Source organism: Halomonas sp. AOP43-A1-21 (assembly GCF_052376775.1).
GTDB lineage: Bacteria > Pseudomonadota > Gammaproteobacteria > Pseudomonadales > Halomonadaceae > Vreelandella > Vreelandella colorata.
Window position 1 is genome coordinate 170,127 of sequence record NZ_JBQSWC010000003.1, and the last position, 24,669, is coordinate 194,795.

At 48.0% G+C, this 24,669-nt stretch carries 26 protein-coding genes; 8 read left to right on the top strand and 18 right to left on the bottom strand.

Annotated elements, in window-relative coordinates:
* Positions 1-4: 4 nt before the first annotated feature.
* Positions 5-859, bottom strand: a complete 855-nt coding sequence (gene hexR / locus ACT3R7_RS03115; RefSeq protein WP_018918493.1) for a transcriptional regulator HexR — start codon at positions 857-859, stop codon at positions 5-7.
* A 273-nt stretch (positions 860-1,132) separates the two neighbouring features.
* Here hexR and ACT3R7_RS03120 point away from each other — a divergent pair, with 273 nt between their 5' ends.
* Positions 1,133-1,351: a PA3496 family putative envelope integrity protein gene (locus tag ACT3R7_RS03120; protein ID WP_018918494.1), complete on the top strand. Its 219-nt coding sequence runs from the start codon at positions 1,133-1,135 to the stop codon at positions 1,349-1,351.
* Positions 1,352-1,421: 70 nt separating this feature from the next.
* On the opposite strand, the gene ACT3R7_RS03125 is transcribed toward ACT3R7_RS03120, so the two are convergent.
* Together ACT3R7_RS03125 and ACT3R7_RS03130 are read right to left on the bottom strand one after the other, a co-directional pair.
* Entirely contained in the window at positions 1,422-2,765 is a 1,344-nt protein-coding gene (locus ACT3R7_RS03125) for a sodium-dependent transporter (RefSeq protein ID WP_496198808.1), read from the bottom strand.
* A 149-nt stretch (positions 2,766-2,914) separates the two neighbouring features.
* On the bottom strand, positions 2,915-3,739 hold the full coding sequence (locus ACT3R7_RS03130) for a DUF72 domain-containing protein (protein ID WP_496198809.1): 825 nt from the start codon (positions 3,737-3,739) through the stop codon (positions 2,915-2,917).
* 393 nt (positions 3,740-4,132) lie between these two features.
* On the opposite strand from ACT3R7_RS03130, the gene ACT3R7_RS03135 reads away from it, so the two are divergent.
* The 5 genes from ACT3R7_RS03135 (at position 4,133) to ACT3R7_RS03155 (ending at position 10,267) form a co-directional block, all read left to right on the top strand.
* The gene (locus tag ACT3R7_RS03135) at positions 4,133-4,822 is read left to right on the top strand and encodes a TnsA endonuclease N-terminal domain-containing protein (protein ID WP_217990263.1); all 690 of its coding nucleotides are present in this window, start codon (positions 4,133-4,135) and stop codon (positions 4,820-4,822) included.
* Positions 4,823-4,872: 50 nt separating this feature from the next.
* Positions 4,873-6,708 carry a TnsB C-terminal domain-containing protein gene (locus ACT3R7_RS03140; protein ID WP_192526910.1) on the top strand — a complete coding sequence of 612 codons (1,836 nt, stop codon included), beginning with the start codon at positions 4,873-4,875 and terminating at the stop codon, positions 6,706-6,708.
* A 9-nt stretch (positions 6,709-6,717) separates the two neighbouring features.
* The gene (locus tag ACT3R7_RS03145; RefSeq protein ID WP_176483352.1) at positions 6,718-7,608 is read left to right on the top strand and encodes a TniB family NTP-binding protein; all 891 of its coding nucleotides are present in this window, start codon (positions 6,718-6,720) and stop codon (positions 7,606-7,608) included.
* A gap of 20 nt (positions 7,609-7,628) precedes the next feature.
* On the top strand, positions 7,629-8,690 hold the full coding sequence (locus ACT3R7_RS03150) for a TniQ family protein (RefSeq protein WP_192524527.1): 1,062 nt from the start codon (positions 7,629-7,631) through the stop codon (positions 8,688-8,690).
* A gap of 689 nt (positions 8,691-9,379) precedes the next feature.
* The gene (locus ACT3R7_RS03155; RefSeq protein WP_096277095.1) at positions 9,380-10,267 is read left to right on the top strand and encodes a hypothetical protein; all 888 of its coding nucleotides are present in this window, start codon (positions 9,380-9,382) and stop codon (positions 10,265-10,267) included.
* A 146-nt stretch (positions 10,268-10,413) separates the two neighbouring features.
* Here the strand turns inward: ACT3R7_RS03155 and ACT3R7_RS03160 are convergent, their stop codons facing one another.
* Positions 10,414-10,746 (bottom strand): hypothetical protein, encoded by a 333-nt coding sequence (locus ACT3R7_RS03160; RefSeq protein ID WP_496198810.1) that lies wholly within the window; start codon positions 10,744-10,746, stop codon positions 10,414-10,416.
* Between ACT3R7_RS03160 and ACT3R7_RS03165 the strand changes: the two genes are divergently transcribed.
* Positions 10,747-11,834 (top strand): IS3 family transposase gene (locus tag ACT3R7_RS03165; RefSeq protein ID WP_443606242.1). Its coding sequence is split into 2 segments (ribosomal slippage): positions 10,747-11,002 and positions 11,002-11,834, totalling 1,089 coding nucleotides; the frame shifts between segments, so codons are not numbered across the junction.
* Here ACT3R7_RS03165 and ACT3R7_RS03170 read toward each other — a convergent pair.
* From ACT3R7_RS03170 to ACT3R7_RS03225, 12 genes are all read right to left on the bottom strand, one after another.
* Entirely contained in the window at positions 11,831-12,514 is a 684-nt protein-coding gene (locus ACT3R7_RS03170) for a hypothetical protein (protein ID WP_496198811.1), read from the bottom strand. The two genes, ACT3R7_RS03165 and ACT3R7_RS03170, sit on opposite strands and share 4 nt — an antisense overlap.
* A 132-nt stretch (positions 12,515-12,646) precedes the next feature.
* A complete protein-coding gene (locus tag ACT3R7_RS03175) occupies positions 12,647-13,609 on the bottom strand; it encodes a porin (protein WP_086961201.1) in 963 nt (320 codons plus the stop codon).
* A 320-nt stretch (positions 13,610-13,929) separates the two neighbouring features.
* Entirely contained in the window at positions 13,930-14,544 is a 615-nt protein-coding gene (locus tag ACT3R7_RS03180) for an ATP-binding cassette domain-containing protein (RefSeq protein WP_016239123.1), read from the bottom strand.
* On the bottom strand, positions 14,544-15,308 hold the full coding sequence (locus tag ACT3R7_RS03185) for an ATP-binding cassette domain-containing protein (protein WP_016239122.1): 765 nt from the start codon (positions 15,306-15,308) through the stop codon (positions 14,544-14,546). The genes ACT3R7_RS03180 and ACT3R7_RS03185 overlap by 1 nt, the downstream gene beginning before the upstream one ends.
* Positions 15,301-16,113 carry an alpha-D-ribose 1-methylphosphonate 5-phosphate C-P-lyase PhnJ gene (locus ACT3R7_RS03190; RefSeq protein ID WP_048766754.1) on the bottom strand — a complete coding sequence of 271 codons (813 nt, stop codon included), beginning with the start codon at positions 16,111-16,113 and terminating at the stop codon, positions 15,301-15,303. Before ACT3R7_RS03190 ends, ACT3R7_RS03185 begins: the two co-directional genes overlap by 8 nt.
* Complete coding sequence (locus ACT3R7_RS03195) at positions 16,110-17,123, bottom strand: carbon-phosphorus lyase complex subunit PhnI (RefSeq protein WP_016239120.1); 1,014 nt, start codon at positions 17,121-17,123, stop codon at positions 16,110-16,112. Before ACT3R7_RS03195 ends, ACT3R7_RS03190 begins: the two co-directional genes overlap by 4 nt.
* On the bottom strand, positions 17,123-17,680 hold the full coding sequence (gene phnH, locus ACT3R7_RS03200; RefSeq protein WP_048766753.1) for a phosphonate C-P lyase system protein PhnH: 558 nt from the start codon (positions 17,678-17,680) through the stop codon (positions 17,123-17,125). The genes ACT3R7_RS03195 and phnH overlap by 1 nt, the downstream gene beginning before the upstream one ends.
* Before the next feature lie 4 nt (positions 17,681-17,684).
* A complete protein-coding gene (gene phnG / locus ACT3R7_RS03205) occupies positions 17,685-18,110 on the bottom strand; it encodes a phosphonate C-P lyase system protein PhnG (protein WP_081194694.1) in 426 nt (141 codons plus the stop codon).
* A gap of 12 nt (positions 18,111-18,122) precedes the next feature.
* Complete coding sequence (locus tag ACT3R7_RS03210; protein WP_019282989.1) at positions 18,123-18,638, bottom strand: hypothetical protein; 516 nt, start codon at positions 18,636-18,638, stop codon at positions 18,123-18,125.
* Positions 18,631-19,455: an ABC transporter ATP-binding protein gene (locus ACT3R7_RS03215; protein ID WP_016239116.1), complete on the bottom strand. Its 825-nt coding sequence runs from the start codon at positions 19,453-19,455 to the stop codon at positions 18,631-18,633. The genes ACT3R7_RS03210 and ACT3R7_RS03215 overlap by 8 nt, the downstream gene beginning before the upstream one ends.
* 2 nt (positions 19,456-19,457) lie before the next feature.
* On the bottom strand, positions 19,458-20,516 hold the full coding sequence (locus ACT3R7_RS03220; protein ID WP_096277100.1) for a FecCD family ABC transporter permease: 1,059 nt from the start codon (positions 20,514-20,516) through the stop codon (positions 19,458-19,460).
* Positions 20,513-21,607, bottom strand: a complete 1,095-nt coding sequence (locus tag ACT3R7_RS03225; RefSeq protein WP_096277102.1) for an ABC transporter substrate-binding protein — start codon at positions 21,605-21,607, stop codon at positions 20,513-20,515. Before ACT3R7_RS03225 ends, ACT3R7_RS03220 begins: the two co-directional genes overlap by 4 nt.
* A 23-nt stretch (positions 21,608-21,630) precedes the next feature.
* On the opposite strand from ACT3R7_RS03225, the gene ACT3R7_RS03230 reads away from it, so the two are divergent.
* Positions 21,631-22,617 (top strand): LysR family transcriptional regulator, encoded by a 987-nt coding sequence (locus ACT3R7_RS03230; protein ID WP_225734538.1) that lies wholly within the window; start codon positions 21,631-21,633, stop codon positions 22,615-22,617.
* A gap of 291 nt (positions 22,618-22,908) precedes the next feature.
* Here ACT3R7_RS03230 and ACT3R7_RS03235 read toward each other — a convergent pair whose 3' ends face one another.
* Together ACT3R7_RS03235 and ACT3R7_RS03240 are read right to left on the bottom strand one after the other, a co-directional pair.
* On the bottom strand, positions 22,909-23,334 hold the full coding sequence (locus ACT3R7_RS03235) for a hypothetical protein (RefSeq protein WP_443605972.1): 426 nt from the start codon (positions 23,332-23,334) through the stop codon (positions 22,909-22,911).
* Between the two features lie 277 nt (positions 23,335-23,611).
* Positions 23,612-24,268, bottom strand: a complete 657-nt coding sequence (locus tag ACT3R7_RS03240) for an SOS response-associated peptidase (protein ID WP_096277108.1) — start codon at positions 24,266-24,268, stop codon at positions 23,612-23,614.
* Positions 24,269-24,669 lie beyond the last annotated feature (401 nt).

A 24,669-nucleotide genomic window follows, 5' to 3' on the forward strand; every position in this document is an offset into this window, starting at 1 on the left:
AAAATTAGTTGTCTTCGGGATAGCGCAGCGTATTCAGGCTTTTCTTCACGGCTTTAAGCTGTTCCGCCAGTTTGGGCCCGCGGGTTTTGGCAACCCCCACGGCTAATACATCGATCAACACCAGGTGGGCAATCCGCGAGCTCAACGGCGTGTAGATTTCAGTATCTTCATGAACGTCGATATACAGCGGCAGGCTAACTTCTTCCGCCAAGGGCGAACCGCTAGGGCACAGCCCAATCACTGTGGCACCCGCTTCGCGGGCCAGACGCACGCTGGCCACCAGCGCTTTGGTGCGGCCCGTCTGTGAAATGGCCACCACCACATCGCCCTCTTTAAGGGTTACGGCCGACATATTCTGCATATGCGGATCAGCGTAGGCGGAAGTGGATATCTGCAAACGGAAAAATTTGTGCTGGGCATCAAAAGCGACTGCGCCTGAGGCGCCAAAGCCGTAAAACTCGACCCGATTGGCCATGGCCAGCGCATTCACCGCGCGGCCCAAGGCGTCGTTATCCAGCCGGTCACGTACAGAAAGTAGCGTGCCAACGGTGGAGTCGAAAATGCTGTGAGAAAATTCAGCGACGGAGTCGCTATCGTTCATCGAGAACTGAGCAAACTGGCTGCCAGAGGCCAGCATTTGCGCTAACTGCAGCTTAAAATCCTGAAAGCCGTTACAGCCCAGGGCGCGGCAGAAGCGCACCACGGTGGGTTCGCTGACGCCGGCTTCCGTTGCGAGGTCTACAATCCGCATATGGATGACCTCATCAGGATTACGCAGCACAAACCGCGCTACCTTTTGTTCGGAGCGACGAAAGTGCTCCATGCGGCGTCTCATCTCATCGAACAGGGCGCGACTCACATTTAGCTCCTCGGTTATCCAGTGCGCTGGTCTCACTACATGCGCTTTGCTGTATTAAACAGCATTTTCGACAGTATGCCTGAGTGACGGCATAAATGGGCAATGAAACGCCGACTTAGCCGTGCGTTTAAATGGCGTTAAGCAAATTCGTCAACTTTCGTCATCATTTTGTCAAGTAAGGTATAGTAATAAGTGAAGTGCCGCACTGCATCATTTAACAGTCGTCACGGATGCAGGTGGACGAAGGCATATTCACCTGGAGGCACGTCGATTATGAGAAACGTCGAACGAATCACCTCGGTTAAGAGCGAACTGCTGGATATTTTCATGAGCATGGAAGTAGATGAACATGCTCAGCGTCAACGGAGTGCCGCTCAACGCAACTTACGAGCGCGTCGAGGGATTGAGCTACATCGGGAATTTCAGAAACTGTACCGGGATATCGCCCCCCTGCCGGAAGAAGATGAGCGGCAAGAAGGCGAATTGCACTAGCTGGATAGATCGTTAGCTATTGACTAGCGTGCTGCCCCACCGTTTGGCGGGGCACGCCATGTTAGTTTATTTAAATGAGACCCGTCAGGAAGACGACGATCACGCCGAGTGGCGCCATGTATTTGGCGAGTAGATTCCACAGCGTGAAATCGTAGATATCCAAACGCAGCTCCTTGCGCGCTTCTTCTTTATCCAGGCAGATCGAGAAGAAGATGATCGCGCCCAGACCCGTCAACGGCAGCAAGATTTTGCTGGTGAAGGTGTCGAGGAAGTCGAAGATATTGAGGCCGAAGAGCAGTACATCGGACCATACGTTAAACGACAGCAGCGCCGCCACGCCCAATACCCACACCGCAATACCGCTTACCAACGTTGATCCTGTACGGCTTAAGGGCGTGCGCTCTTCCAGCGTTTCAACCACCGGCTCAAGCAGCGAAATAGCCGATGTCAGCGCGGCAAATGTCAGCAGCAGGAAGAACATCAAGCCTAAAATCGTGCCGCCCGACATATTGCCGAAGGCAAGGGGGAGCGTTACGAAAATCAGCCCTGGACCTTCACTGGCGCTTAAGCCATTGGCGAATACGATCGGGAAGATCGCCAGACCCGCGAGCAGGGCGATAGCCGTATCCAGGATAATAACGGTACGGGCAGTGCTGATCAGGTTGACGTCTTCACCAAGGTAAGAGCCATACGCCATCATGATGCCCATACCCAGCGAGAGCGTGAAGAAAGCCTGGCCCATCGCCGCAAGTACAACTCCGCCATCTAGCGCGTCCCAGTCAGGGCTGAACATAAAGCTCAGCGCTTCACCGAAGTAGCCGCTCGCCACGCCGTAGCCGACCAGAATTAACAACAGCACCACCAGCGCAGGCATCAGAATACGTGACGCCGCTTCAAGCCCCTTAGTCACGCCGCGTGCTACGATACCGACGACCAGCACCATGAACGCGCTATGCCAGAGCAGTAGCGTTGTAGGACTGCCCAACAAATTAGTAAAGATAGCGCCAACCGCGTCGGCGTCCTGGCCGTTAAACGTGCCAATCACCGAGCTTAGCGTATAGTTCAGCGACCAGCCGCCGATGACGCTGTAGAAGGACAGAATCAGAAACGCGGCCAGAACGCCGCTGATACCGATAGTTGCCCAGGCCCGAGAGCGCCCGTGGCTGCTTGCCAGGTCGGCCATGGTGTTAATTGGATTCTTCTGGCCGCGACGGCCAATCATCCATTCCGCTACCAGAATCGGCAGGCCGACCAGCGTGACACACGCCAGATAGACAAGCACGAAGGCGGCACCGCCGCTTTCGCCTGTCATATAAGAGAAGCGCCAGATGTTCCCCAAGCCTACTGCCGATCCAGCGGCAGCCAGCACAAAGCCCATACGAGATGACCATTGTGCATGTGCAAGCTTTGCCATACATCACCTACTAGTTAGTTAAATTGTAATAAGCCGCTATGCGTCCCATTTACGCATGTTCGATAAGCCCAACCCCCTCGCTTATCGAAAGTATGCGCAATTTATCCGATCAGGAGGGCCCGTGCCAGTTAGGTTAAATTAATATTAGGTTAAAACAGTTGGTTTTGCGTCTCGCCGGGAAAGGCATTAAGCGGTGGCAGGCAGGTGAGTTCGTCAAGCGCATTGTAGAGCGTTCGGGCCATGTCCGGGGACTTGAGGTTGTCGGCAGTATGCACAAATAAGAAAGGGGTTTTCCCCTGACTTATCCACAGCTTTAGCTGTGCTTTCCAAGGTGCGAAGTAGCCCGTATTAATCGTTTTGTCAATATGGCCAATAAAGCGAATGACCGGAAAATTACCTGTGGAAAGCACGTGTAGCGGGAGTTTCGGCTTTTCCTGTTGGGCATGAGCAAGGCCCAAGTGGCCATTAGCCGGTGTAGAAAAGACCGGACGCACGTCCAGCATCACTCGGTTGGCACAATAAGTTATCAACAATTGGTTAAGAGCTTTTTCAGCCGCGCCTTTGTGGAAAAAGTCGGGGTGACGGACCTCGACGGCACATGGTAAATGCCCGGGCCAGCCCTTTAATAACACTTCTAGCTGAGGAAGTTCGTTAGGGCCAAAGTCACGCGGTAATTGAACCATGGTAGGACCCAACCGGTCATGAAGCGGCGTCAACGCGGTTAGAAAAGCCCACACGTCGTCGAGATTGGTCAACCGCTGATCGTGAGTAACGCTTGCCGGTAGTTTAAAGCAGAAGCGAAAGTGAGCCGGTGCCTGGCGAGCCCAGGCGGCAATCGTCTCCGTTTTCGGCGCGCCGCTATAAAACGTCGTATTGCCCTCTACGCTTGAGAACACGCTGGCATAGTCGCTAAGCAAATCACTTTTTGCGTGGCGAGCATAAAGGCTGCCCTGCCAGTCCTGGTTCGCCCACATGGAAACGAAAGTCCAGAATTTTTTCCCTGTAAATGAGTGAGTGAGTGAGTGAAACTTCGTCATTACAACATTCGAGAAGAACTCAATTAGCAATTAACAGTGATACAGCATTTATTTACGCTGTATGAATAGTACAAGACGCGGGAAAAAAATCGCAAAAAATTTTCCTGTAGTTTTATACCTGAAACCTAAAGTACTCTTTACAGGAAAAAGTTGAACAGAGGGTGGGGAGGTTCTGTCAAGATTAATGGTTAGTGTGAATTCCACTAAAAACAGCTACTAATGCTATACTGGAACAATATCTTACGTTATTTTCGACAAGTAAATACGCTACTAATTGACACCAATATAAGCGACTGGGTGTTAAAATCACAAATATATAGGCGACTGAATATGAATCGGCCTGTTAGAGTTATTGGAACTAACCGAAGGAGCCTTACTGGGCAGGTTTCTTTCTTACGAGGAAGCACTTGCAATTTTGAGTCATCATTAGAGCGCGATTTCCTGATGATCCTCGATTTTGATCCGTTGGTCGCTACGGTTTGTGAGCAGCCGCTAACCCTTAAGTATCAAGATGATGATCGAAAAAGGCGTCAGTACACGCCCGATATGCTCGTGACTTACTCGGATGAAGCGGCGCCGATTCTGTATGAGGTTAAGTATCGCGAAGATTTGAGAGAAAATTGGCACATTATGAAGCCTAAATTTCAGGCAGCTATACGCTATTGCAAGCAGCAAGGTTGGGGCTTTCGCATTGTGACTGAGCGAGAGATTAGAGGCACTGGCCTATTGAACAATGCACGATTTCTAAGGGCCTATAGGGACTTGGCAGAGGACTCGGCTACCGCTACTCACTTGGCTAGAACCCTTGCCGTGCTCGGTGAAACAACACCTGAAATTCTACTTACAGCTGCTTATGCGAATGAGGAAAAGCGTATGTGTGCGCTTAGTTGTTTATGGCAAATGATCGCTATAGGCCGTGTTCATGCTGACCTCATACGCCCATTAAACATGTCCAGCCCCATATGGATTACTAACGGAGAAGGTTTCTTATGGCTACAGAGCCCGCTTTTCTATCGGTAACTACTGGGTCTGTGATAACAGCCAATGGTCGTACCTATAGAGTTTCGCACTTGTTGGATACAGCAACCCTCCTTGCTAAAGATACCGACACTGGAGAGGTGCACCGTCTGTCTGCGCATCAGCTTCGTCCCGTAACGGATATAGAGCTTGGAGAAGGTGGTGTTGCTGAAGGAAAGGATTTATCCGAGATCGAAGACGAAGACTGGCAAGTTGCTCAGCAGCGGTTTGCAGCAATCCGTCCTCTACTTGACGATCCATTTCGTACTCGTGCAAAGGCAGAGCAGTTAGCAGAAGAAGCCGGTGTTCACGTTGCCACTTTATACCAATGGGTTAAGGACTATCACGAGGCTGGCCATATTTCAGCATTGATACCAGCCCCGCGAGGCCGCAAGCCAGGTACGAAAAAGCTCGATAAGAAAGTCGAGGCAATAATCGAAGGGGCGATCAATGACTTATATCTAAGTCGTCAACGATATAAGCCCAGTGACGTAATTATCACTGTCAAAGCTCATTGCAAACAGGCCGGTTTACTTCCTCCTCACTCCAATACAATCCGTAACCGCATAAAACAGATTTCGACACGTGAAACGATGAGACGCCGCGGGCTACGAGATAAGGCGCGTGACACCTTTGCTCCTATCAGGGGAGAGTTTCCAAATGCGGATTTCCCTCTTGCTGTTGTTCAAATAGATCATACGCCTGCTGACGTCATCTTAGTTGATGAAGAGCATCGTCTGGCGCTTGGCCGACCGTGGATAACTCTGGCTATTGATGTCTTTTCACGAATGGTGGTGGGGATTGCGGTTAGCATGGAAAAGCCCAGTGCTATCTCAGTGGGTTTGTGTGTCTCCAATGCCATGTTGCCTAAGCATGAATATCTTGCAAACCTGGGGGTGGGGCAAGAGTGGCCAGTCTGGGGGAAAATGCGTGTTCTGCATGCTGATAACGCGAAAGAATTCCGGGGGAAAATGCTGCGCCGGGCTTGTGAACAATACGGTATCGACCTGCAATTACGTCCGGTAAAGCTTCCCCACTACGGCGGACATATAGAGCGTTATATGGGTACTGCTGCAAATGAGATACACACCTTACCTGGCACCACATTTTCCAACGTTGAGCAACGGAAAGGATATGACTCAGAAAAAGAATCAGCGCTCACCCTTCGTGAGTTTGAGCAGCATTTAGTTGAATTTATTGTTGGGGTGTATCACCGTCGCAAGCATTCTGAATTGAACATGCCACCAATGCGCAAGTGGCAACTCGGTATATTAGGAGACTCAACACAGCCGGGCTTGGGGATGCCGCCTATACCAACTGACCCCACGCGTTTGAAGTTAGACTTCCTTCCTCTTTATTCACGCACTGTGCAGCGCTACGGCGTCCAGCTGGATGAAATTAATTACTACCATGAAGTGTTGAACCCTTGGATTGGTTCAAAAGACCCCGAAAATCAAACGAAGGCTCGTTCATTTACTATCCGTCGTGATCCACGCGATATCAGTAAAGTCTATTTCTACGACCCTGAAAGTGAGATCTATTACATGGTTCCTTATCGGAATCCTACTCGACCAGCGATTAGTGTGTGGGAGTTACGGGAAGCAACTCGCCGCATTCGAGAGGAAGGACTGCGGCATGTTGATGAGGATGTGATTTTTGAGACCATTCTCAAGATGCGTCATCGTGTTGAACAGGCCGTCACGAAAACGAAGCAAGCAAGACGTCAGATGGCTCGTATCAATACGACGAAGAAACTCGCCAAGAAAACGGAATCTGTTGAAACACAAGCGCCTGCTAAGAGTGTTTTTCCTGCTCCACCTCAAACAGAGGTGCAAAGTGAGATTGATATATTCGCACTGCCTATAGAACCATTCGATGACGATGCCTAGGGAATGAATATGGCCCATTTTGATCACCTCAAGCCAGAGATTGCTGAGACACTCACCTGGACGACGGAAGACCGCATTTATTTCGCTCAGCAAAACCATTGGATTTCCTATCCTAGGGCCAAAGAAATCATGACCCGGCTTGAGGATCAATTAGCACATCCCCGTGTACAGCGGATGCCCAACACGTTGCTGGTCGGAGAAAGCGGGAATGGAAAAAGTACATTAATCGACCGTTTCAGAGAAAAGCATCCTGTGAAGATTCTTCCCTCTGGAGAGCCATTAGCACCTGTCATTGTTATGGAAATGCCCTCCGAACCAAATGAGGGGCGTTTTTGGACTGAGTTACTTCTGTCATTAAAGATAGCCCACAGAGATACGGATCCCGTGCAGCGTAAGGAGAACCAAGCTATTTCGGTATTAACTTACGTACAAGCCAGGATGCTCATTATTGATGAAATCCACAATGTGCTACATGGAAGTGCAAGACAACAGAGGCATTTTCTAGGAATGCTTAAAAGATTGAGCAATAAGCTACAGCTTCCGCTTGTAGCCGTCGGTACGCGTGACTCCATTCTCGCGCTGCACACCGATACTCAACTCTCAAGTCGCTTTGAGCCGCTGGCACTACCTCGATGGCAGTTAGATGTTAGCTTCTTGCGCCTCTTGGCCAGCTTTGAACGCTTACTGCCATTAGCTGAGCCCTCTCAGCTGTCTAGTCAGGATATCGCGATAAAGCTACATAGTATGAGTGGGGGCACCATCGGCGGCGTAGCGACCGTGCTTAAAAGAGCGACCGTTAAAGCGATCCGAGATGGTAAAGAGCATATAGACGCTAAGCTTCTTGATAACATCGGCTGGGTTAAACTCTCTGATTATGGCAAGGAGGCGCTTAAACTGTGATCAGAGGAAGCTGGGCGATCATGCTATCACCAGCTAAGAATGAGCTGTTTACTTCGTGGTTGATGCGTAGCGCCTTTGCTCACGGCCTGACCCCCTATCGGTTTGCTAATTACTGGGCTCCATCTATTCCTATCTGGAGCCGTGACATTGATCGTAGTGCCAGTGATGAGCTGCTCTATACCGTGTCGCGCCACTCAGGTTTTGATGTTGCGTCAGTCGAAAGGATGACATTACGTTCAATTGAGCAGAGTTTGGTAAAAATTCATCGTCAGGGAAATGTCCCCTTTCTTCTGTCAGCGGGGATATCTAACAAGGTACGTACCCAGCACGGCCTCCAATATTGTTCCGAATGCTTCAAGGATTATGGGGCCATCTATTATCGTGACTGGCGTTTAGGGTTTATGGTTGTTTGTCCTTACCATGGCGCCATGATGAGCGATGCTTGCCCACGTTGTGATGCGCCATTGATGCCACATCTAAGTACCGTGCAAAGAATGGATCGCTGTACGGTATGTGGGGTGTCGCTTCTTTCTCGCAAGTTACCAACCTTGTGCTGTTCTCCATTAGTGTTAGCTCTTCAATCCCAGCTACTGAAATTAGCGAATGGAACTCCGACTAACTTGCTCCCACAAGCGTCCACCAGTCCGGAAGCTCTGAGTGTCATTCGGGTAATGGCAGGCGTGCTCGCTAATTCGCTACAGCATGATCGACTGAGGCATCATTACGACTTGAAACCCTTCCATCGTCCTTCAAATCAGCGTTGCTTGTATGAGCATCAGCGTGTTGCCTATAGGACTGCAATTTTGGAAACCTTGGCATATTGGCTTCTTGATTGGCCATCGTCATTCCAAGAAGGTTCAAGTGTGCTTGGTCTAACTCAGAGGACATTCATAAAATCTATAATGCCTGCTTTTTTTGCTGAGCAGTTGTCATATCTGCCTGTGGGGGTACGAAGAACGCGCAGCACGAATCAGCAGCCAAAAGGCCCTTGTCTAAATCGGTGCCGACGAACTGAGCTTGTACAGTTCCGCCAGGAAAGAGCTCGACATATATTAAGTTTTTTAGGATACCCATTTTTGTGAGTCATAAGCCCCACTTGCAGTGTGATGACTGTGGTCGATCCATGCTTAAGGCGCAAAGGCGCTACAAAGGGAGCGCTTACTGCTCGACATGTTATGCCCGTGAGTTTAAGAAGAAGACTTGCACTAAATGCGGCGAGTCAGTGCGAGCCCATAAGTATGAAGAGAACCCGGTCTGCGGTGAGTGCCTCAGGCTGCACCGTGTCTGCGCGCGCTGCGATAAGCCGCTGCCGAGAGCCGGTTATCTTATTGGTCACGCTGCGTTTTGCAAAAGCTGCGCTCCGCATGGGCGAGAGGAACATACCTGTTCCCGTTGTGGATGTCTTTCTAGCAGATATTCACGCATCACTAATGGTGAACTTTCAGAGATTATCTGCCAGGCATGCGAAAGGAAGGCCTGCGCATTTGTAACCTGCTCGGTTTGTCGGAAATATCGTCAGCTCCATCAATATGATGTTGAAGGACGAGCTGTTTGTAGAGATTGCAGCGGGCCATATCCAAAAACTCACTCATGTCCTGACTGTGGAGCAGATACTCCCGGTGGTGGCAACGCCCCTTGCCAAGACTGTTCTTTAAAACGCCGTTTAGACCGACGAATAATGCTGAACCTTGAGTTATTTGAAGCTTCTTGGTGTAGAGCGCTATTTCTTGAGTTTTGCTCTTGGGAAAGGCTTCCTAGGCAAGCGGGAAATATGACGACGCGAATAGATAGTTATGCGCGTTTTTTGGTCATACTCGAACGGAATACTTTGTCCGTCAGAGATATTGATCAGCAACACTTATTCAATTTATTTGGAGCTGAAAAGCTTCGCCGTTCTTTTCATGTGGTGAATTTCTTAGTAGAAAAACTAGGCATAGAGTGGGATAACGAAGAGAAAGAGCAAGCGATTGAAAATAAGAGGATTAATGATATTTTGCAATGTTATGAGAAGCAGCCTTGGCATCGTGAGGTCGTCGACTATGCAAAAGAATTGAGTGAGAGAGTTACTTACAAAGAGACACCAATCAAACCTTTGACTGTTAGGAACTATCTGCGAGCAGCTATAGAGCTATTGATGTCAGCCAAGGTATCTTCCATTCAGGAACTTCCCGAAGAAGCTATCGTATCTCATGCTAAGAAAAAGCCAGGGCATTGTGCTTCCTTAGCTGTTTTCAGAACCTTTGCCAAAGATAAATACGCCGTTAATCTCGTGTTACCTGAGAAAAAAAATAAAGGGATAAGCAATAAGCAACACGTTAAAAAAATTAAGGCAGTAATGGAAAAGCTTGTTTCAACACCGAACGAGCGCGAAGCTAAAGCTTTAATGCCTGCAGCAATTTCAATGCTTTATCAGTTGCCATTAAAAAAGGTACTTATGCTTCGCTGTGCACACGTTGTGCAATCCAGCCGAAAGGTGTTCATTACTGTGGATGATGAGCGCTACGAGCTCCTCGGGCCGCTGCCTCATTTAATGAAGGTAGATCAGTTGGGAATCGACCCTGAGGCTTTTATCTTTGCTGGCAGAAGCCGTATGCAGCCTATGAGCACGGGAACTGTGCGGTACCATGTAAAAAAGCTTGAAGCGCAAATAGGAATGTAAGGTGTAGAGCTTGGCCAATGTGAGCCCTATGATAATTCGCATGATAACCATTTGTTATCGCTGACAGGCTGCCACACCTTTGCCATTTTTTTATTCGCATCAAATTGGCTATTCGCTCTAGTGGTCAATACTGATGCCTGTGATTGTTAAATCCGACCTCGCGCTCCACCACCTGAGGAACCGGGACCTTCTACATATTCGAGGTTCAGATCAACTTCAATCCGAACAGGAGGAATACCATAAACCTCATCTTCCAATCTCGACTTTGCATAGTTATTAAGTGCAAATCGCTCGCACAGGTGTCCACCTTCTCGCCATTCTGATTTTGAAAGTCCAAGTACAGTGACTAATCCCAAGCCAGCATGGTAGATTTTGTAAGGCATTGAATTTTGGCTTTCCCTTGTGCCATGGTAATCCCCCCGAAAAATAATCGCGTTGATAAGTGGAATTTTGTAACCTGAAAAAACAGGAGATTTCACATGCGCAAGTCACGTTTTACTGACAGCCAGATCATGGCGATTTTGAAGCAGGCTGAGTCTGGTGTGCCTGTCCCTGAACTGTGTCGCGAGCACGGCATGAGCAGTGCCTCATTTTATAAATGGCGCTCCAGGTACGGTGGTATGGACACGTCCATGATGAAGCGCCTCAAGGAGTTGGAAGATGAGAACCAGCGCCTCAAGAAGATGTATGCCGAAGAGCGATTGAAGGCAGAGTTGCGCCAGGAAGCCCTTGAGGGAAAGTGGTAAAGCCATCTCAACGCCGCGAGATGGCAAAGAATGTCGTTGAGGCCAGTTGCTGCAGTATTCGGCTGGCTTGTCAGGTTTTTGGGATCAGTGAAACCTGTTACCGCTATCAGGCGAAGCTTGGCCATGAGAACGCCGTTATCGCTGACTGGCTGGTGCGCCTGACCCACAATCAGCGTAACTGGGGCTTTGGACTGTGTTACTTGTATCTGCGCAACGTGAAGGGCTTTGGTTGGAACCATAAGCGCATCTACCGAATTTATCGGGCATTGGAGCTGAACTTGCGCATCAAGCCAAAAAAGCGATTGGTGCGTGAAAAACCTGCGTCACTGGTTGTACCCACTGCGCTGAATACCTGCTGGTCGATGGACTTCATGCATGATCAGTTGGCCAATGGCCGAACGTACCGGTTGTTCAACGTGATCGATGATTACAATCGAGAAGGCCTGATCATCGATGCTGACTTCTCACTGCCAGCAGAGCGCGTGATACGCTCCTTAAACCAGTTGATCGAATGGCGTGGCCGACCCAAGGCCATTCGATGCGACAACGGCCCGGAATACATCAGTGGCAAACTAACCCGTTGGGCGAAGCAGAACGGTATTGAGTTGCTGCACATTCAACCTGGCAAGCCACAGCAGAATGCCTACATCGAACGCTACAACCGAACAGTCCGTTATGATTGGCTGAGTCATTATTTGTTCGACTCGATCGCTGAAGTACAGGATTTTGCCACACGCTGGCTCTGGACGTACAACCACGAGCGGCCGAATATGGCATTGGGTGGGATAACACCGAAACAGAAGGCGACCATGGCTGCCTAGCCAACTCTACTTATCGCTCCGGTTATAAATGGGGGGATTACCCCATGAATTATCGGCTCTTGCCAAAAAAGCTCCAAAAAATTTCGCTGCGGTTCAGTAAGATTAGAAATCGTTTGATTCACCATCCCCTTAAAACGATTTTTTTCGAACTCAATAAAAAGTGGACGTACTACAGGGCTCAGCTGGAAAAAAAACTCAGCAGCGGGTGCTTGATGTATTTTTGTGATCCAACCCGATTTGCTCAGCCAGCTAACTTCCTTTTCCCGGATATCCATGCGCTGCTCTGATTCAACCAATTCCCGAAGAACTCTGAGTTCTTTGGGATTGAGGTGTGGCAGGGTCATTCTCACCTTTTTTTTAAAGTTGGCCAGATCTCTCTCTTTTCTTAAACTAGCCTTTCGATCATTCTGCAAACTTAAGATCTTGAGACATCCAATTTCAAGCAACCTGACTACAAGGTATGAAACGGAGAACGCTCCAACTGTCAGGAAAAGAATTATGTAATCATCGGGAAAGCCAATATTAGAGAATAGTTTTGAGGCTGGCCTCCAGAGCAATAGAACAAGCAAAACCGTACCTAGTGCTCTAGCTGCTGATGTTACAGATGAGATCGAATCAAAGAATCTAATAGCCCATTCAGGCACAAAACCCCCTAAATTTAACGGTTTATGAGTGCGCATGCGTGCCTTTCTGGCAACAAGCACCTAACTATCTATCTGTAATGCTTCGTTAACTTAGGTGTCCAACATATCCCATTCGTCACCTAGAACCCAACGCAGCGCTGATAACTGTATTAATGGGCTCTGTGAAACTTAGAAATCGTATCGAACCCCTAAAGCCCACCAATCCTTATCAATCGCATTGATCTCCCTATCTGTACTGCTAGCATATTCTAAATATACAAACATTGGATCACTAAGCCGGTAGCTGCCACCCGCAACGTATTGGACGTCACTCAAATTCATGTCACTATTTTCCATATAGCTGACGTTCCCGTATATTTTGCCTTCTGAGTAACTAAAAACGGGTGCTATACCATAATGACGAATATCTCCCTGCTCTTCAAATAACGCACCGACACTTAGCTGTGGAGATATTTTGTAGGTTACGCTTGCCCCGAGTAGAGCATCATCATCACCTTCTGCTTCATCATAGCCAGCGGCAAAACGTACCGGGCCTGTTTCATAGGCTACATATCCCATTAGGTTAAGTGTTTCTTCTTCACCTGCATCTTCATCTTCTGGATCGAGCTTTCCAGCGACACCCAGGCTGAAGCCATCGAAACTTTGGGATTCAAAAGAGATAGAGTTTCCACGGGCGCGGGCACCACCTTTTGCCAAGGCTCGCCAATCCACAGTATTTCTTACATTGATAACCTTGGATATGTTCTGATAATAGATGGAGTCAAAGTTACCAACCTTTACGGCTCCGACGTCTTCAAATCGTAGCCCTACATATGTGTTCCTTATATCATCAATGACGTTAGGCCGTGCCTCGTCACGATCATTAGCGGTGAATCTAAACTCGGCTCTTATAAAACCCTCTAGCTTAGGATTTATCCTATGTCCAGCTTTAAAGCCAAGGCGTGAACCTTCTTCACTAATATAGTCGTTACCGTCATCGTTGTTTAACGTCAAGTGTATACGGCCATATAGGTCAAAGTAAGTTTCTCCGTCTTCATACACATTGAATGCCTGTGTGGTTCCTGAAAACCCTAAACCTGCTACTAGTGCCAATGTAGAAATGCCATGGCATTTTTTGTTGTTCAACAACATGTTTACTCCCTGATTTATCTTTTTGAGTTTGTTTTTACACTGCCGTGAGATTTTTTTTCTTTTTGGCCCTCCTCTTTTTTATTAAATGTTGTATGGCGTAGGCATTAATAAGCCGCTCACTCAGCCAAAGCGGGAGACTTTTTCATTGAATTTCCTTTGCGAGAAATTCTACTTTAAAGCACTACGGTTTGGTGGGGGGATTACCAGTGTGACTGAGGTATCGGCATGAACGAAGTTTAGGCAACCTACACTCAACGCAGATCCCAATAAAATTTTTTTCATTATGAGTACTTTTCCAGGTTAAATTAAATGTAGACGGTTTAACCGTCTAAAGAGATTGACTGATCCACCCAACTGGCACTCGTATGACTGGTGTAAATAACCAGTTTCTGAGCGGCTTTAGCCTGTAATAAAAGCGTGCTCACCTGATGACTACGCTCTGGATCCAATCCTGTACAGGGCTCATCTAAAAGTAAGATTGGAGGAGAAGAAAAATAAGCGTGAAGCAACATAAAACGCTGTAGTTCACCACCAGAGACATCACAGGCATAGCGAGAGAGTAAGCTAGGAGAGAGGTCCAGCAGTCTTAGTCCGTCGAGTACTGTCTTTGTGGGGACTAGAGCAAACCAATCCACAAGTTTTTCGCGAGGTAGTACGGTAGGATGTTGCCCTACGTACGACATTAATCGTGAGCGTAGAAATGCAAAGTGGGCGGGTGTCATTGTGCTTGGTGTGAACTGCTGATCGTGGGTTCGTATGCACAAGTGTGCCGTTCCTAAGCTTCGACTTCCCCAAATTCGTGAGAGCAAAGTCGATTTTCCTGAGCCTGACGCTCCCCAGATCTGTACGATCTGCCCTGTTTGTGCCGTTATGCGAAGTGGCCCATGATGTATGCCATTGCCTTCATACTGCAAAATCACAGTTGGTTTATTCATTAAATCATTGCCTTAACAAGAGCTTGGGCGATGAGATGCTCAGGCTCAGTAAGCAAACGATCCATAATGGATTCGCTGACGATGCGGCCTTGATCCATCACGATGGCCCGATCAGCAATGAGTCGAGCTAGACGTAAGTCATGAGTCACAAACACCATGGCAGTCTGTGTTTGGTTTCTCAAATTAGAGAGCACATCTAAAAAATCTGCTTGAGCGACTGAGTCGAGACCAGCAGTGGGTTCATCTAAAAATAAAATGCTCGGCTGATGGATCATGGCCGCAGCGATTTGTACGCGTTGGCGCATCCCTCCCGAAAAGTTCTTCACTGGCTCATGTAATCGTTCTGGACATAAACCAAGTCGCTGGCCCCATTTTTGTGCTTGTTTGAGTGCATCAACCGCACGGTTGTCACCTAAATCAAAAAGACGACGTACGATATTAGTGGCGGCACTTTGTCTCAGGTTTAGGGTTGTGCTGGCATCCTGAGCCACATAGCCACACGCCCGCCGACGTAAAAGGTTAGTTTGATAAAGACTGGTACGTAGTAAATCCTGGCCTAAAAGGGAAAGAGCCTGACAGTTGTTAGATAGCTGTCGTCCAGCAAGTATATTCAGAAGACTTGATTTTCCAGCACCTGAGGGGCCGACTAAAGCGAGAACCTCGGAAGGATAAAGCTTGAGGTGACAATCCGACAAAATACGGTGCCCAGCTATTTCAAGTGAGATAGCCTGTGCTGTCAGCACGGGATCTGGCAAGCTAAACATGAGCGCGCTCCTTGCATGCTTCGGAGTCGGAACATACCCAATGGGGGGTGTTTGACGTACCAATATTATCCAAATAATGAATAGATGAGCCGCAGATACAACATGCTGTATCGACTTTTTTCAGGCTAGCAGGCAGGTCAACAAAAGCTAAGTTTGCTAAGGGTGTATAGGCAGGCAATGCATAAATTCGTCGCTCGCGTGCGGCGCCAAAAATCTGAATAGCAGGCATCATCGCCATGCGGGGGTTATCCATAGCAGGAATAGGCGACGGTGACATTAAGACCCCATCATTAACAATCACAGGGTGGTCGTATCCTAAGCACGCCTCATCTTGTTGCAACCATGTTTCAAATAGAGCGCTTAACACGACACCGTAATCATGATGTGCGTGCCGTGTCAGTGCTTCGGCCGCATCATTAATAAATCCACGTAGAGGGTCAGGTCGAGGAACTTGGTACACCACAATTTGCTCTTCCCGCAACGGGCTTTCAGGGACTCGCTGACGCGTTTGAATGAGAGTAGCCTTTGAGCTTGTTGTCGTAATTGATATGTTTGCCGTTTTAGTAAAAAAATCCGCGATATTCAGGGCATTAACGGTATCATCCGAACCATGATCGACTACCTTTAACGTGTCATTCGGTTCTAATAAGGCAGCGGTAATAGCCATGCCTCCTACCCCCCAACCATAGGCAATGGGTAGCTCAGGAGCTGAGAAAGGTATTTGACGTCCAGGTAGACAGAGTGCTTTTAGGGTTTTACGACGTATTTCTTGTTTGGACGGTAGATCAAGGTAGGCATAATTCATATTTCCTCCTTAGCCTGAACTCGGCGTAAACGCGCTAAATCAGCATCAAAGTCAGAGTAATGAGGTAATTTCAAATGGCTGACATAGCCGGATGCAGCGACTCCGTCGGTATGCATGAGTGCATCACTGGTAGCACCCTCAATTTTAAAGTGCTGATCTACGATTGCCATGGCGACGGCTTTACGCTCGTTAGCTCCAAAAGCAATACCAAAACCCGCTTCTAAATGTGGAGATGAGCTAAAATTTGGAGCCACAGTAGTGCAGGCAGTTAACTCAACCTCACCAATGGATACGGTTAAATTGAGGTCTTCCAGCTCTACGAATATTTCAACGCTCCCTCTCATTAATTGCGCTACATAGGGATGACTCGTTGAGGCTTTACGCAAACTCTCGTAAGCTAATCCAGTTAAGTAGCCTTCTTCGCCACGAGCGAGATGAGCGAGACGCTCGCAAGGATCAGGTAAAGAAGGCAAAACAGTTCGCGTAATGTCTATCGGAGCTTTAGATATTTCGGTGCGGATAAGATCTGCGTACAGTGGCTCAGAGCTAGAGGGCGATGAGGGAGCTGTTATCACTGATTTAGGTAACTCGCACTGAGGGCGAGAGTGTTCTAAATCCATATTCAGTAAGCGGTGGGTGTAGTCGTAAGTGGCGCCTAAAATTTGCCCTCCAGCCAACTCTTTTTGCGTGGCGGAAATGTGGCGACTGTAATGCATTGTTTTTAGATCTATGTTTTGGCTTGAGCCAAAATTGGCTAATTGCGCGCGATGAGCACGTACGAGAAATACCGCTTCGGCAATGTCTCCCTGAGCTTGCTTAAAGGCAATAGCAGCAAAACGTCGATCGTATAAGCCCCCCTCACTCATGATCCGATCAAGAGCTAACGACATTTGTGCCATGATTTGATTAATTTCAATCTCGGGGATTGTGTCGTCGCCTCGGCGACTCCGTTCTACGGCTATACGGGAAGCAGCAATTGCTTGTTCACCACCCTTTACTGGTACGTACATTAAATGATCTCCAAAGTTAAGTGACGTGGTAATACAACCAGCTGCGTGTCAGCGCATAGTAGTAGGTCCACTCCACGCGGGTAATCGGCACGAAAAGCAATATGATCAATGACTACATTTTGATGTAACCCTGAAAAATATAAAGTGTGTGGTTTGTTGAGTCCTGCACCGGTGGCTCGTATAGCAAGCCCCCCGTTTGTAGGTGATATGGCGGCTATTTCCATGACAAGGGTTGCCCCACTTTCAGGCGCCTCACGGCTTCCTGCTGGAATATGTTGTAAGTGATGCCGTTGAGAACCTGCAAAAACCCATTCGGGAGTTTGGCTCAAGGTTGCGCCTGTATTCAAAATACGGCTTGTTAATTCCTTATTTTCCACCTCAATAGCTACCGTCGTTTGGCTGTCTAGAAGGCAGTCAACGATGCAATGAATAGCACGCTCTTCTAGTTGCTGTATGCGCATTGGGTAACCAAAGGCATGCAGTAGTCGCCGATAAGTACGCGTCTGCCGATGTAACTCATCGTCATGTCTGTGCTCAGATCGTAAAGGTATTTTCATGATTCTAAGTTTTTTGTGTGGTGTAGAAACGTACAGAAGTAGCAGCCGTCAGCTGCTCCCTCTCAGCCTTTTTTAGCTCTAACTGTTGGCGTATAGGGTGCAGCACCAGCTCACGTTGGTGGGAGGGGGCCGTTTGTAGAAAGGCGTCTAGATAGGCCGCTAACTCCGCTTTGCGTAGATCGGAGCCCAAATGTACTGCGTAACCTTGAATTTTCCCAATAGCGATTACGCAGCGAGTACAAGAAGCCTCACCAAACTGAAATGACACTGAGGCCTTACAAGCTTGTGTATTGAGCTGCACCAACCCCGTTTCAGGGCCAGCGAGTTTTTGTATAGGCACACCCGGATTGTAAGTAGCCCAGATATTTTCCAGATAATCTCGGTTAGCTCGGGCAAGTAGCCCGAGCCAAGTTTGACGTTCTTGACTCATGGCTATGACTTATTACGATAATACGGTAGCGTTGTAAATATCTTCTGCGGGCTGGACTAACAAGCGTTCTCCCATTTCGAGCTTCATTTCAGCCAAAATGATCTCTTCTTCTGGTGAGCGGTCTTTCTTGCGTGCTAACTGAATGAACTCGGGGCGTACGTGTCCGGGACGGATGGTGATTTCAACAGCGGTGCCACGGTACTCGAAACGGAAGTAATAACGACCACCGGGGGACTCTTCTTCTTCGAGCCCTACTGAGTTATCAACAATGTAGCGACCCTCAGTAAGACCGCGGGTAACAAACTCAATCGCATCTCTACCCCCTGGGCCTCCAAAGGCTGTGACACAGCGAATTTCACGTCGTTCAGGCAAACGACCATTATCTAGCAAGGGCCAGGCTCGCTGCATAACTTTTAGCCCGTGGGCTACACCACCCGGATAACCGGCACCGTGGTATTTTAATAACTCATCAAAGTGGACTGTAAATTCATGTCCATTTTCCAGATAGGAGATTGTATCGTTACTCATTGTATTTACCTTTGTTTAGAGGATAAGAAATGGGCATATCTTGATCCGGTTCACGTATTCCAAAAACCGGGCAGATTGTGCTTTGAAAATGTTCTCCCGTTTGCACCATTAGACGGCGTAGTCTGACGTTGTATAAACGGGATAACTCAGACTCGGTTAACAGCTCATCAGCTGGACCAAATTTAATCTGATCGTTGGTGTGCATCAGCAGTACTTTGTCTGCGAGATGCAGAGCGTGTTGCGGATGGTGAGTGGTAAAAACGACCGAATGGCTACGTACTCGGCGTAACTCGAATAAGACGTTAAGCAATAAGTCCTGATTAGCTAAATCTAAAGCTGAAGCCGGCTCATCAAGTATGAGTACCTCAGCACCAGTAGCTAAAGCACGAGCAAGCAACACTAATTGGCGCTCGCCGCCGGATAGAGAGCCATATAAACGATAAGCAAAATGCCCTCCGCCTACTTTTTCCAATGCTTCAAGAGCTAGCTTACGATCCCGCTGTGAAGGAAGGCTGAACATGGGAAGCAAGGCGGCTCGTGCCATGAGTACCACATCGAGGCAACAATGGTTTTCACTACCGTATTGGTATTGAGGTACATAGCCGATGAGGTGGGGTACCTGCCGTTGTCCTTGATCTAAACGTTGTGAGCCTAATAGAGCTTTTAGCAACGTAGTCTTACCGCGTCCGTTTGGGCCCAAAATGGCCAACGTTTCGCCCTTTTGTACGTTAAAACTTAAATCCTGAAAAATCACACGTTCACTAAAACGTACGCACGCTCCAGTTAAACTGAGATGAGAGGTAAAGACGGTTTGCATGATTAAGCCCTTTCACGTCGACGAGTGCATAGTAAGTACACAAAGACGGGGGCGCCAACTAGAGCTGTGAGTACGCCTAAAGGAATCTCTGCAGCAGTTAAACTACGAGCCAACGTATCAGTCAAAATCATGAAAGTGGCACCCAGCATAAGACTCGTGAAATAGAGCCGGCGGTGATCTTCGCCTACTAACATACGAGCAAAGTGTGGGATTACGAGTCCTACCCACCCCACTACGCCCGATGCGGTTACGCAGGCGCCGATAATGATAGAAATCAACGCGAAGACGATCATCCGGGAGCGTGCAACATGGATGCCAAACGACTTAGCTTCGTCGTCACCCATAGCGAGTACAGCAATGCGATAGCGCATTCTATTCAGTAGGTAAATGCTGGCAATGAGTATAGGAGCAGTTTGTGCAAATTTTTCCCAACTCGCCGTTGCAAAGCTTCCCATCAGCCAAAAGACGATGGCAGGTAAACTCGTTTCTGGATCCGCGGCATATTGAACTAACGAAATACCTGCTGCAAATAAAGCATCAATAACAATTCCAGCAAGCACAATAGTCATCAAAGTACGACCCGCCATATTTGAAATCAGCACTACTAAAAACAGAGCAGCAAATGCTGATACAAACGTAGCCCCCATCAGTAGCGGCCCCCCTACTCCAGCCAAAATTGCCAGTGATCCTCCTAATGCTGAACCTGAGGATAAACCTAGCACTTTAGGTGAAACGAGAGGGTTACGAAATAAGGTTTGTAAGGCTACCCCGCAGATGGCAAGCCCAGCCCCACATACTCCTGCCAATAATATGCGCGGCAAGCGTACATTCAAGATCACCAACGCATCCATATGCTGTGAGTTATCACCTCGTAAGGCTGCATATAGGATGGCTACAATCTCATCTAGCGCTACGCTGTATCGACCTACTGATAGCCCGATTAGCACAGTCGCTATAAGCAGTAGGGACAAAAGAGGCCAATGACTAGCACGCCAAGTGCTCAGGGTAACTGGCTCAACCATTTCTGAGGACGAGTGAATCGATCGCGTATATGTGTTCATTGTTTACGAAACACTTGATAACCGTGACTGTCGCCGTTCATAGCAATACGCAGAATTCGATCTATCTGCTCATCCGATAGGTCAAAGTTATAAAGTAATTTGAAGCCTTCTTTTAATTCGTGACGTAGGTCAAAAGAGAAAATATCGGGATGAGTAAGATTGGCCAGCCACATCCATGTGTAGGGGCTTTCATGGGAAGCACTATCCCAGATATATCCACCTTGAGGTGTCTTATAAACGCGTTTTTGTACGGCGGCATTTAAGCGAGAAAGTAATGGGTCGTCGTATATCGCTTCTAATCCAGCATCCGTCTCTGCTGCGGAAAGTAAGATAATATCTGGGTTCCATTCAAGAATCTGTTCCACGCTAACAGTGCTTTGTACGCCAGCTCCTTGAGCTACATTTTTAGCGCCAACCAGCTCGATGAAGGTTTGTTGATAACTTTTCTCACCAGTAGCAGTCAACTTGGATTTGGCAGAGCGCAAATGCAAAATGCTTGGTGTTGCATGAAAGCCTACTTGTTTTAAACCAGTAGTAATTTCACTTTGTACACGGTCACGCCAATCAATAAGCTTTGACAGTTTTTCAGTATTACCCGTGATATCAGCCACCATTTTCATATTGGCTCGGGCCAGCTCTTCTGTACCCGCATTGCCACCGCCTACCATTAGAGCAACGGGCAAACCTGCATTGCGAAGTGGAGCTACGATATCATCGCCGCGCTCACCCCACTGGATGACTAAATCCGGTTTAAGTTCTGCGATGGCCTCTACGTTGGGCATCCAACCACCGTTTTCCGACAAAATGTCACTGGAGATATCAACAGCTTCAGGAAACATAACGCTCATCATACCGCTCTCAAAGGCTCGTTTAGAGCCCTCATTCATACCCACTAACAGCTCGGTAGAACCATCTATTGCGATGAAGGTAGCTGCAGCTGGATTGGGCAGAGTAATGATACGTCTAGGAGGGGCTTCTAACTTAATTTCCTGTCCGGTTACATCAGTAAAGTTAAATTCTTGCGCTGACAAGTTACCTGATAACAAAGTTGTCGCTACTAGCACGGCAAAGCAACGGGGTATTGAGGTCATAACCTCTCCAATTAAGAATGAGATTGACTATCATTTTGATTAAAAATATTATAGCCAGTGTTTCATCAATTGGAATCGAAATGTTTATGACGGTGCGTGAAGTAATTTCGAACAAGCTAGCAGCAGTGTCTGTGCGTGACTTGCTTTTAGTTGAGGCCGTCGCAATGAAACGTAGTTTTCGTTATGCGGCCATAGACATGGGTATTTCGACCTCGGGCTTGTCTTATCAAGTAAAAAAAGTAGAGGAAATTCTCGGACAGCCCATTTTTGAAAGGGGGAGTAAAATAACACCCACTGCCTTTGGAAAGGAAGTTTTAGACTTAATCGCCGTAATTTTAGAAGGCGTGACTCGGCTTGAGGGGTTACGTGATGATGGCTTAGCTCTTCCCTTTGGGCAAACCTTACGTATTGGAGTGATTTCCTCACTGGCACCGGATAACTTGTTACGGATTATCCAGATTTGTGCTCACCGTTCAGGTAAAACTAAAGTCGAGTTGGTTAGTGGCAAGCATCAAGGTCTGTTACGGCGTTTACAGAACCGTGAAATTGATTTGCTAATTAGTGCAGCACAGTCGGTTCCTGAGGGGATGGCATATACAAGCTTATTCAAGGAACACTTTGTCTTACTAGTGCGAGCCGATAAACTTCAGCCTGAACTCCATCCTCTTATGCTCTGTGAGCCTGGATTACTACCACTTAGCGAGGATGATTTTGTTCCATCGCTAATTACTGAAGGCTTAAGTAAATTATTAAGCTCCGGCTTGACTCGTACATATGGCCTTGGTGTTGAGCATCGAATGGCTTTAGTTGCCGCAGGTTATGGTCATGCATTATTGCCGTATGGCTGGGTAAGAGATGTACATTTACCGGATCATTTAGCAGTGATGGAGCTTCCTCCCGCTTTATCGGCAGAGCGTGAATTAGGTTGCTTTTGGCGTCACTCATACATGATGGGGAGTCAAATTTCTCAGGCTTTTAGTGAAGCATGGATTACCTCTGCTATCAGGTAGTCGCGCCCATTATTCCTATGCTTTTGAGGCGAAATGGCTGATGCTGACATGAGTAGCCTCGCAAATAATGGTTATTAAACCCACGTGAGCATATTCAGACTAACATCAACGCCGGTAAAGGCATGGCCCTATGGGGGTATAGCGGGCGACCCATTGCACATGACATAGCCCCTTTCCACGGATAGCTCTTCATAATAACTTAAGTCACCTTTAGGGGGAGCTCTGATTATCTTTTTTGCTCGTTTGAAGCGTGTCGATTGTTATTGCCACTACCCCATATTGGTCTACTCACTATCCATGTGTGACTCCTCGCACCTCATCTAGAGCGGCATCAATAACGAGATCAGGGTCTGTAGCTATCAGATCCCGGGGCCTTAGCCCGCCAAGATAGCTGTTTATCGACTGAAACCAAAAGGCCATTCCCCATCCGTCTTTATCCTCTTTGAAGATGTCGATGATTTTCGACATGACGCGATACGGTCGGTAGCCAGCATCCTTCTCAAGCCCAAACGCTGGGTAGTAATCGGTGCCGTGGTCATTGATAGTAAAAATATCACCTTGTTGTTTCCACTGAGCAGGATGAACACTATCACCACGTGAGCGGACGCCTGGCAACTGCAATATCTCATCGACAGTTAACCAATCGCCGCTTTCCATCACGGCTCGACGCGCTCTTGCTTCCATCTCAGCTTCGCGCAAACTAGTTGGCGTGGTCATAATCTTAGGCACCCTTATTTTGGGTATGTACTCTGGTCCATTATCCTGGGGGCTATACTAATAAGTTAGCCGTCGCGGAAGTGATCGTCGTGGTACTTGAGGCTAGCCATGCATAAGCGGCCGATGATGGATAACGTCTAACCACCTTACGGTGTTCAACCTACCAGTGAGATAGCTTTGTTGGCTCCTCACTTTGAATTTGTTCTTCCTTCCTATGGCTACAACCTAGCGGATAGATAAAAGCGCTGGAAAACTATCAATCTCAAGATCAGAAACGCTAGAGAGGATTGATCAGCTCATCACCTTGTCCCTCGGAAGGTTTGTTAACAGCCGTGCTAACCGGCCAATGTTCAACTAGTCCCGCATCGATATGCCGCACCATGCTGCGGATTGTCTCTTTATCCGTCAGGTCAGTAGCAAGCCAGTGTTCAAGACTGTCGTCGTCCAAAATTAACGGCATCCTGTCATGCACATCGGCAGCACTGCCTCGAGCTGGCTCGGTGAGAATGGCACATCCTAGACCTCCATCATCCCGTTCTGCGTAGATAGCGGCGAAGTATAGGGGCTCTCGATCCCTTCGGCACAGATAATGAGGCTGCTTAGGGGGCGTGTTCTTGATCCATTCGTACCATCCGTCAGCGAGTACGAGGCACCGGTGTTTAGCAAATGCCGATTTGAAAAAGTTATTAGTCGCAACGGTTTCAACTCGCGCATTTATGGGTTGCGTGCCTTTCCCTTTGGCCCACGATGGGCGAAATCCCCACCACACCTCTTCAAGCGTGGGAGCAGAGTCCTCAGACGCCTGCCGTATGCTCGCGATCCAGGTACCCGGCGCCACATTGTAGCGCGGTCGAATGTCGCGCTCAGACATAACCGCACCGACCTTTTTGGTCAGCTCAGGTATCGGGGTGAATAAAGCAAATCGTCCGCACATAGCTGCAGGATAGACGAGAATTGGCCATCCAAGTCAGCCTACGCACCAAAATCGTGGTGCCCTCATCTAACCACCGTCAAAATAAGGTGGGCTTGCCAACACGATAAGACCAACGAATGAAGAAGAGTGCTTGCGATTCACTAGGCTGATCGCTTATTGTCAGCCCTTAATACTGTATATATTAACAGCTATATAGGGAGGCGCTTATGAGCAAGAAAACTTACCCACGGTCTATGCAACGGCCATTCAGTAGTCCCCGTACTCTTCCAGTTATCGTTGGAGGATTTCCTCTTCAACGGGATGATTTGAGAGAGGAAGGTACGCAGTTGTTGGCGGTTTGGGGGACTGAACAAGACGCGCTACTCGCACCGCTTGAAAACATTGAGGTGCATCTACCAGGC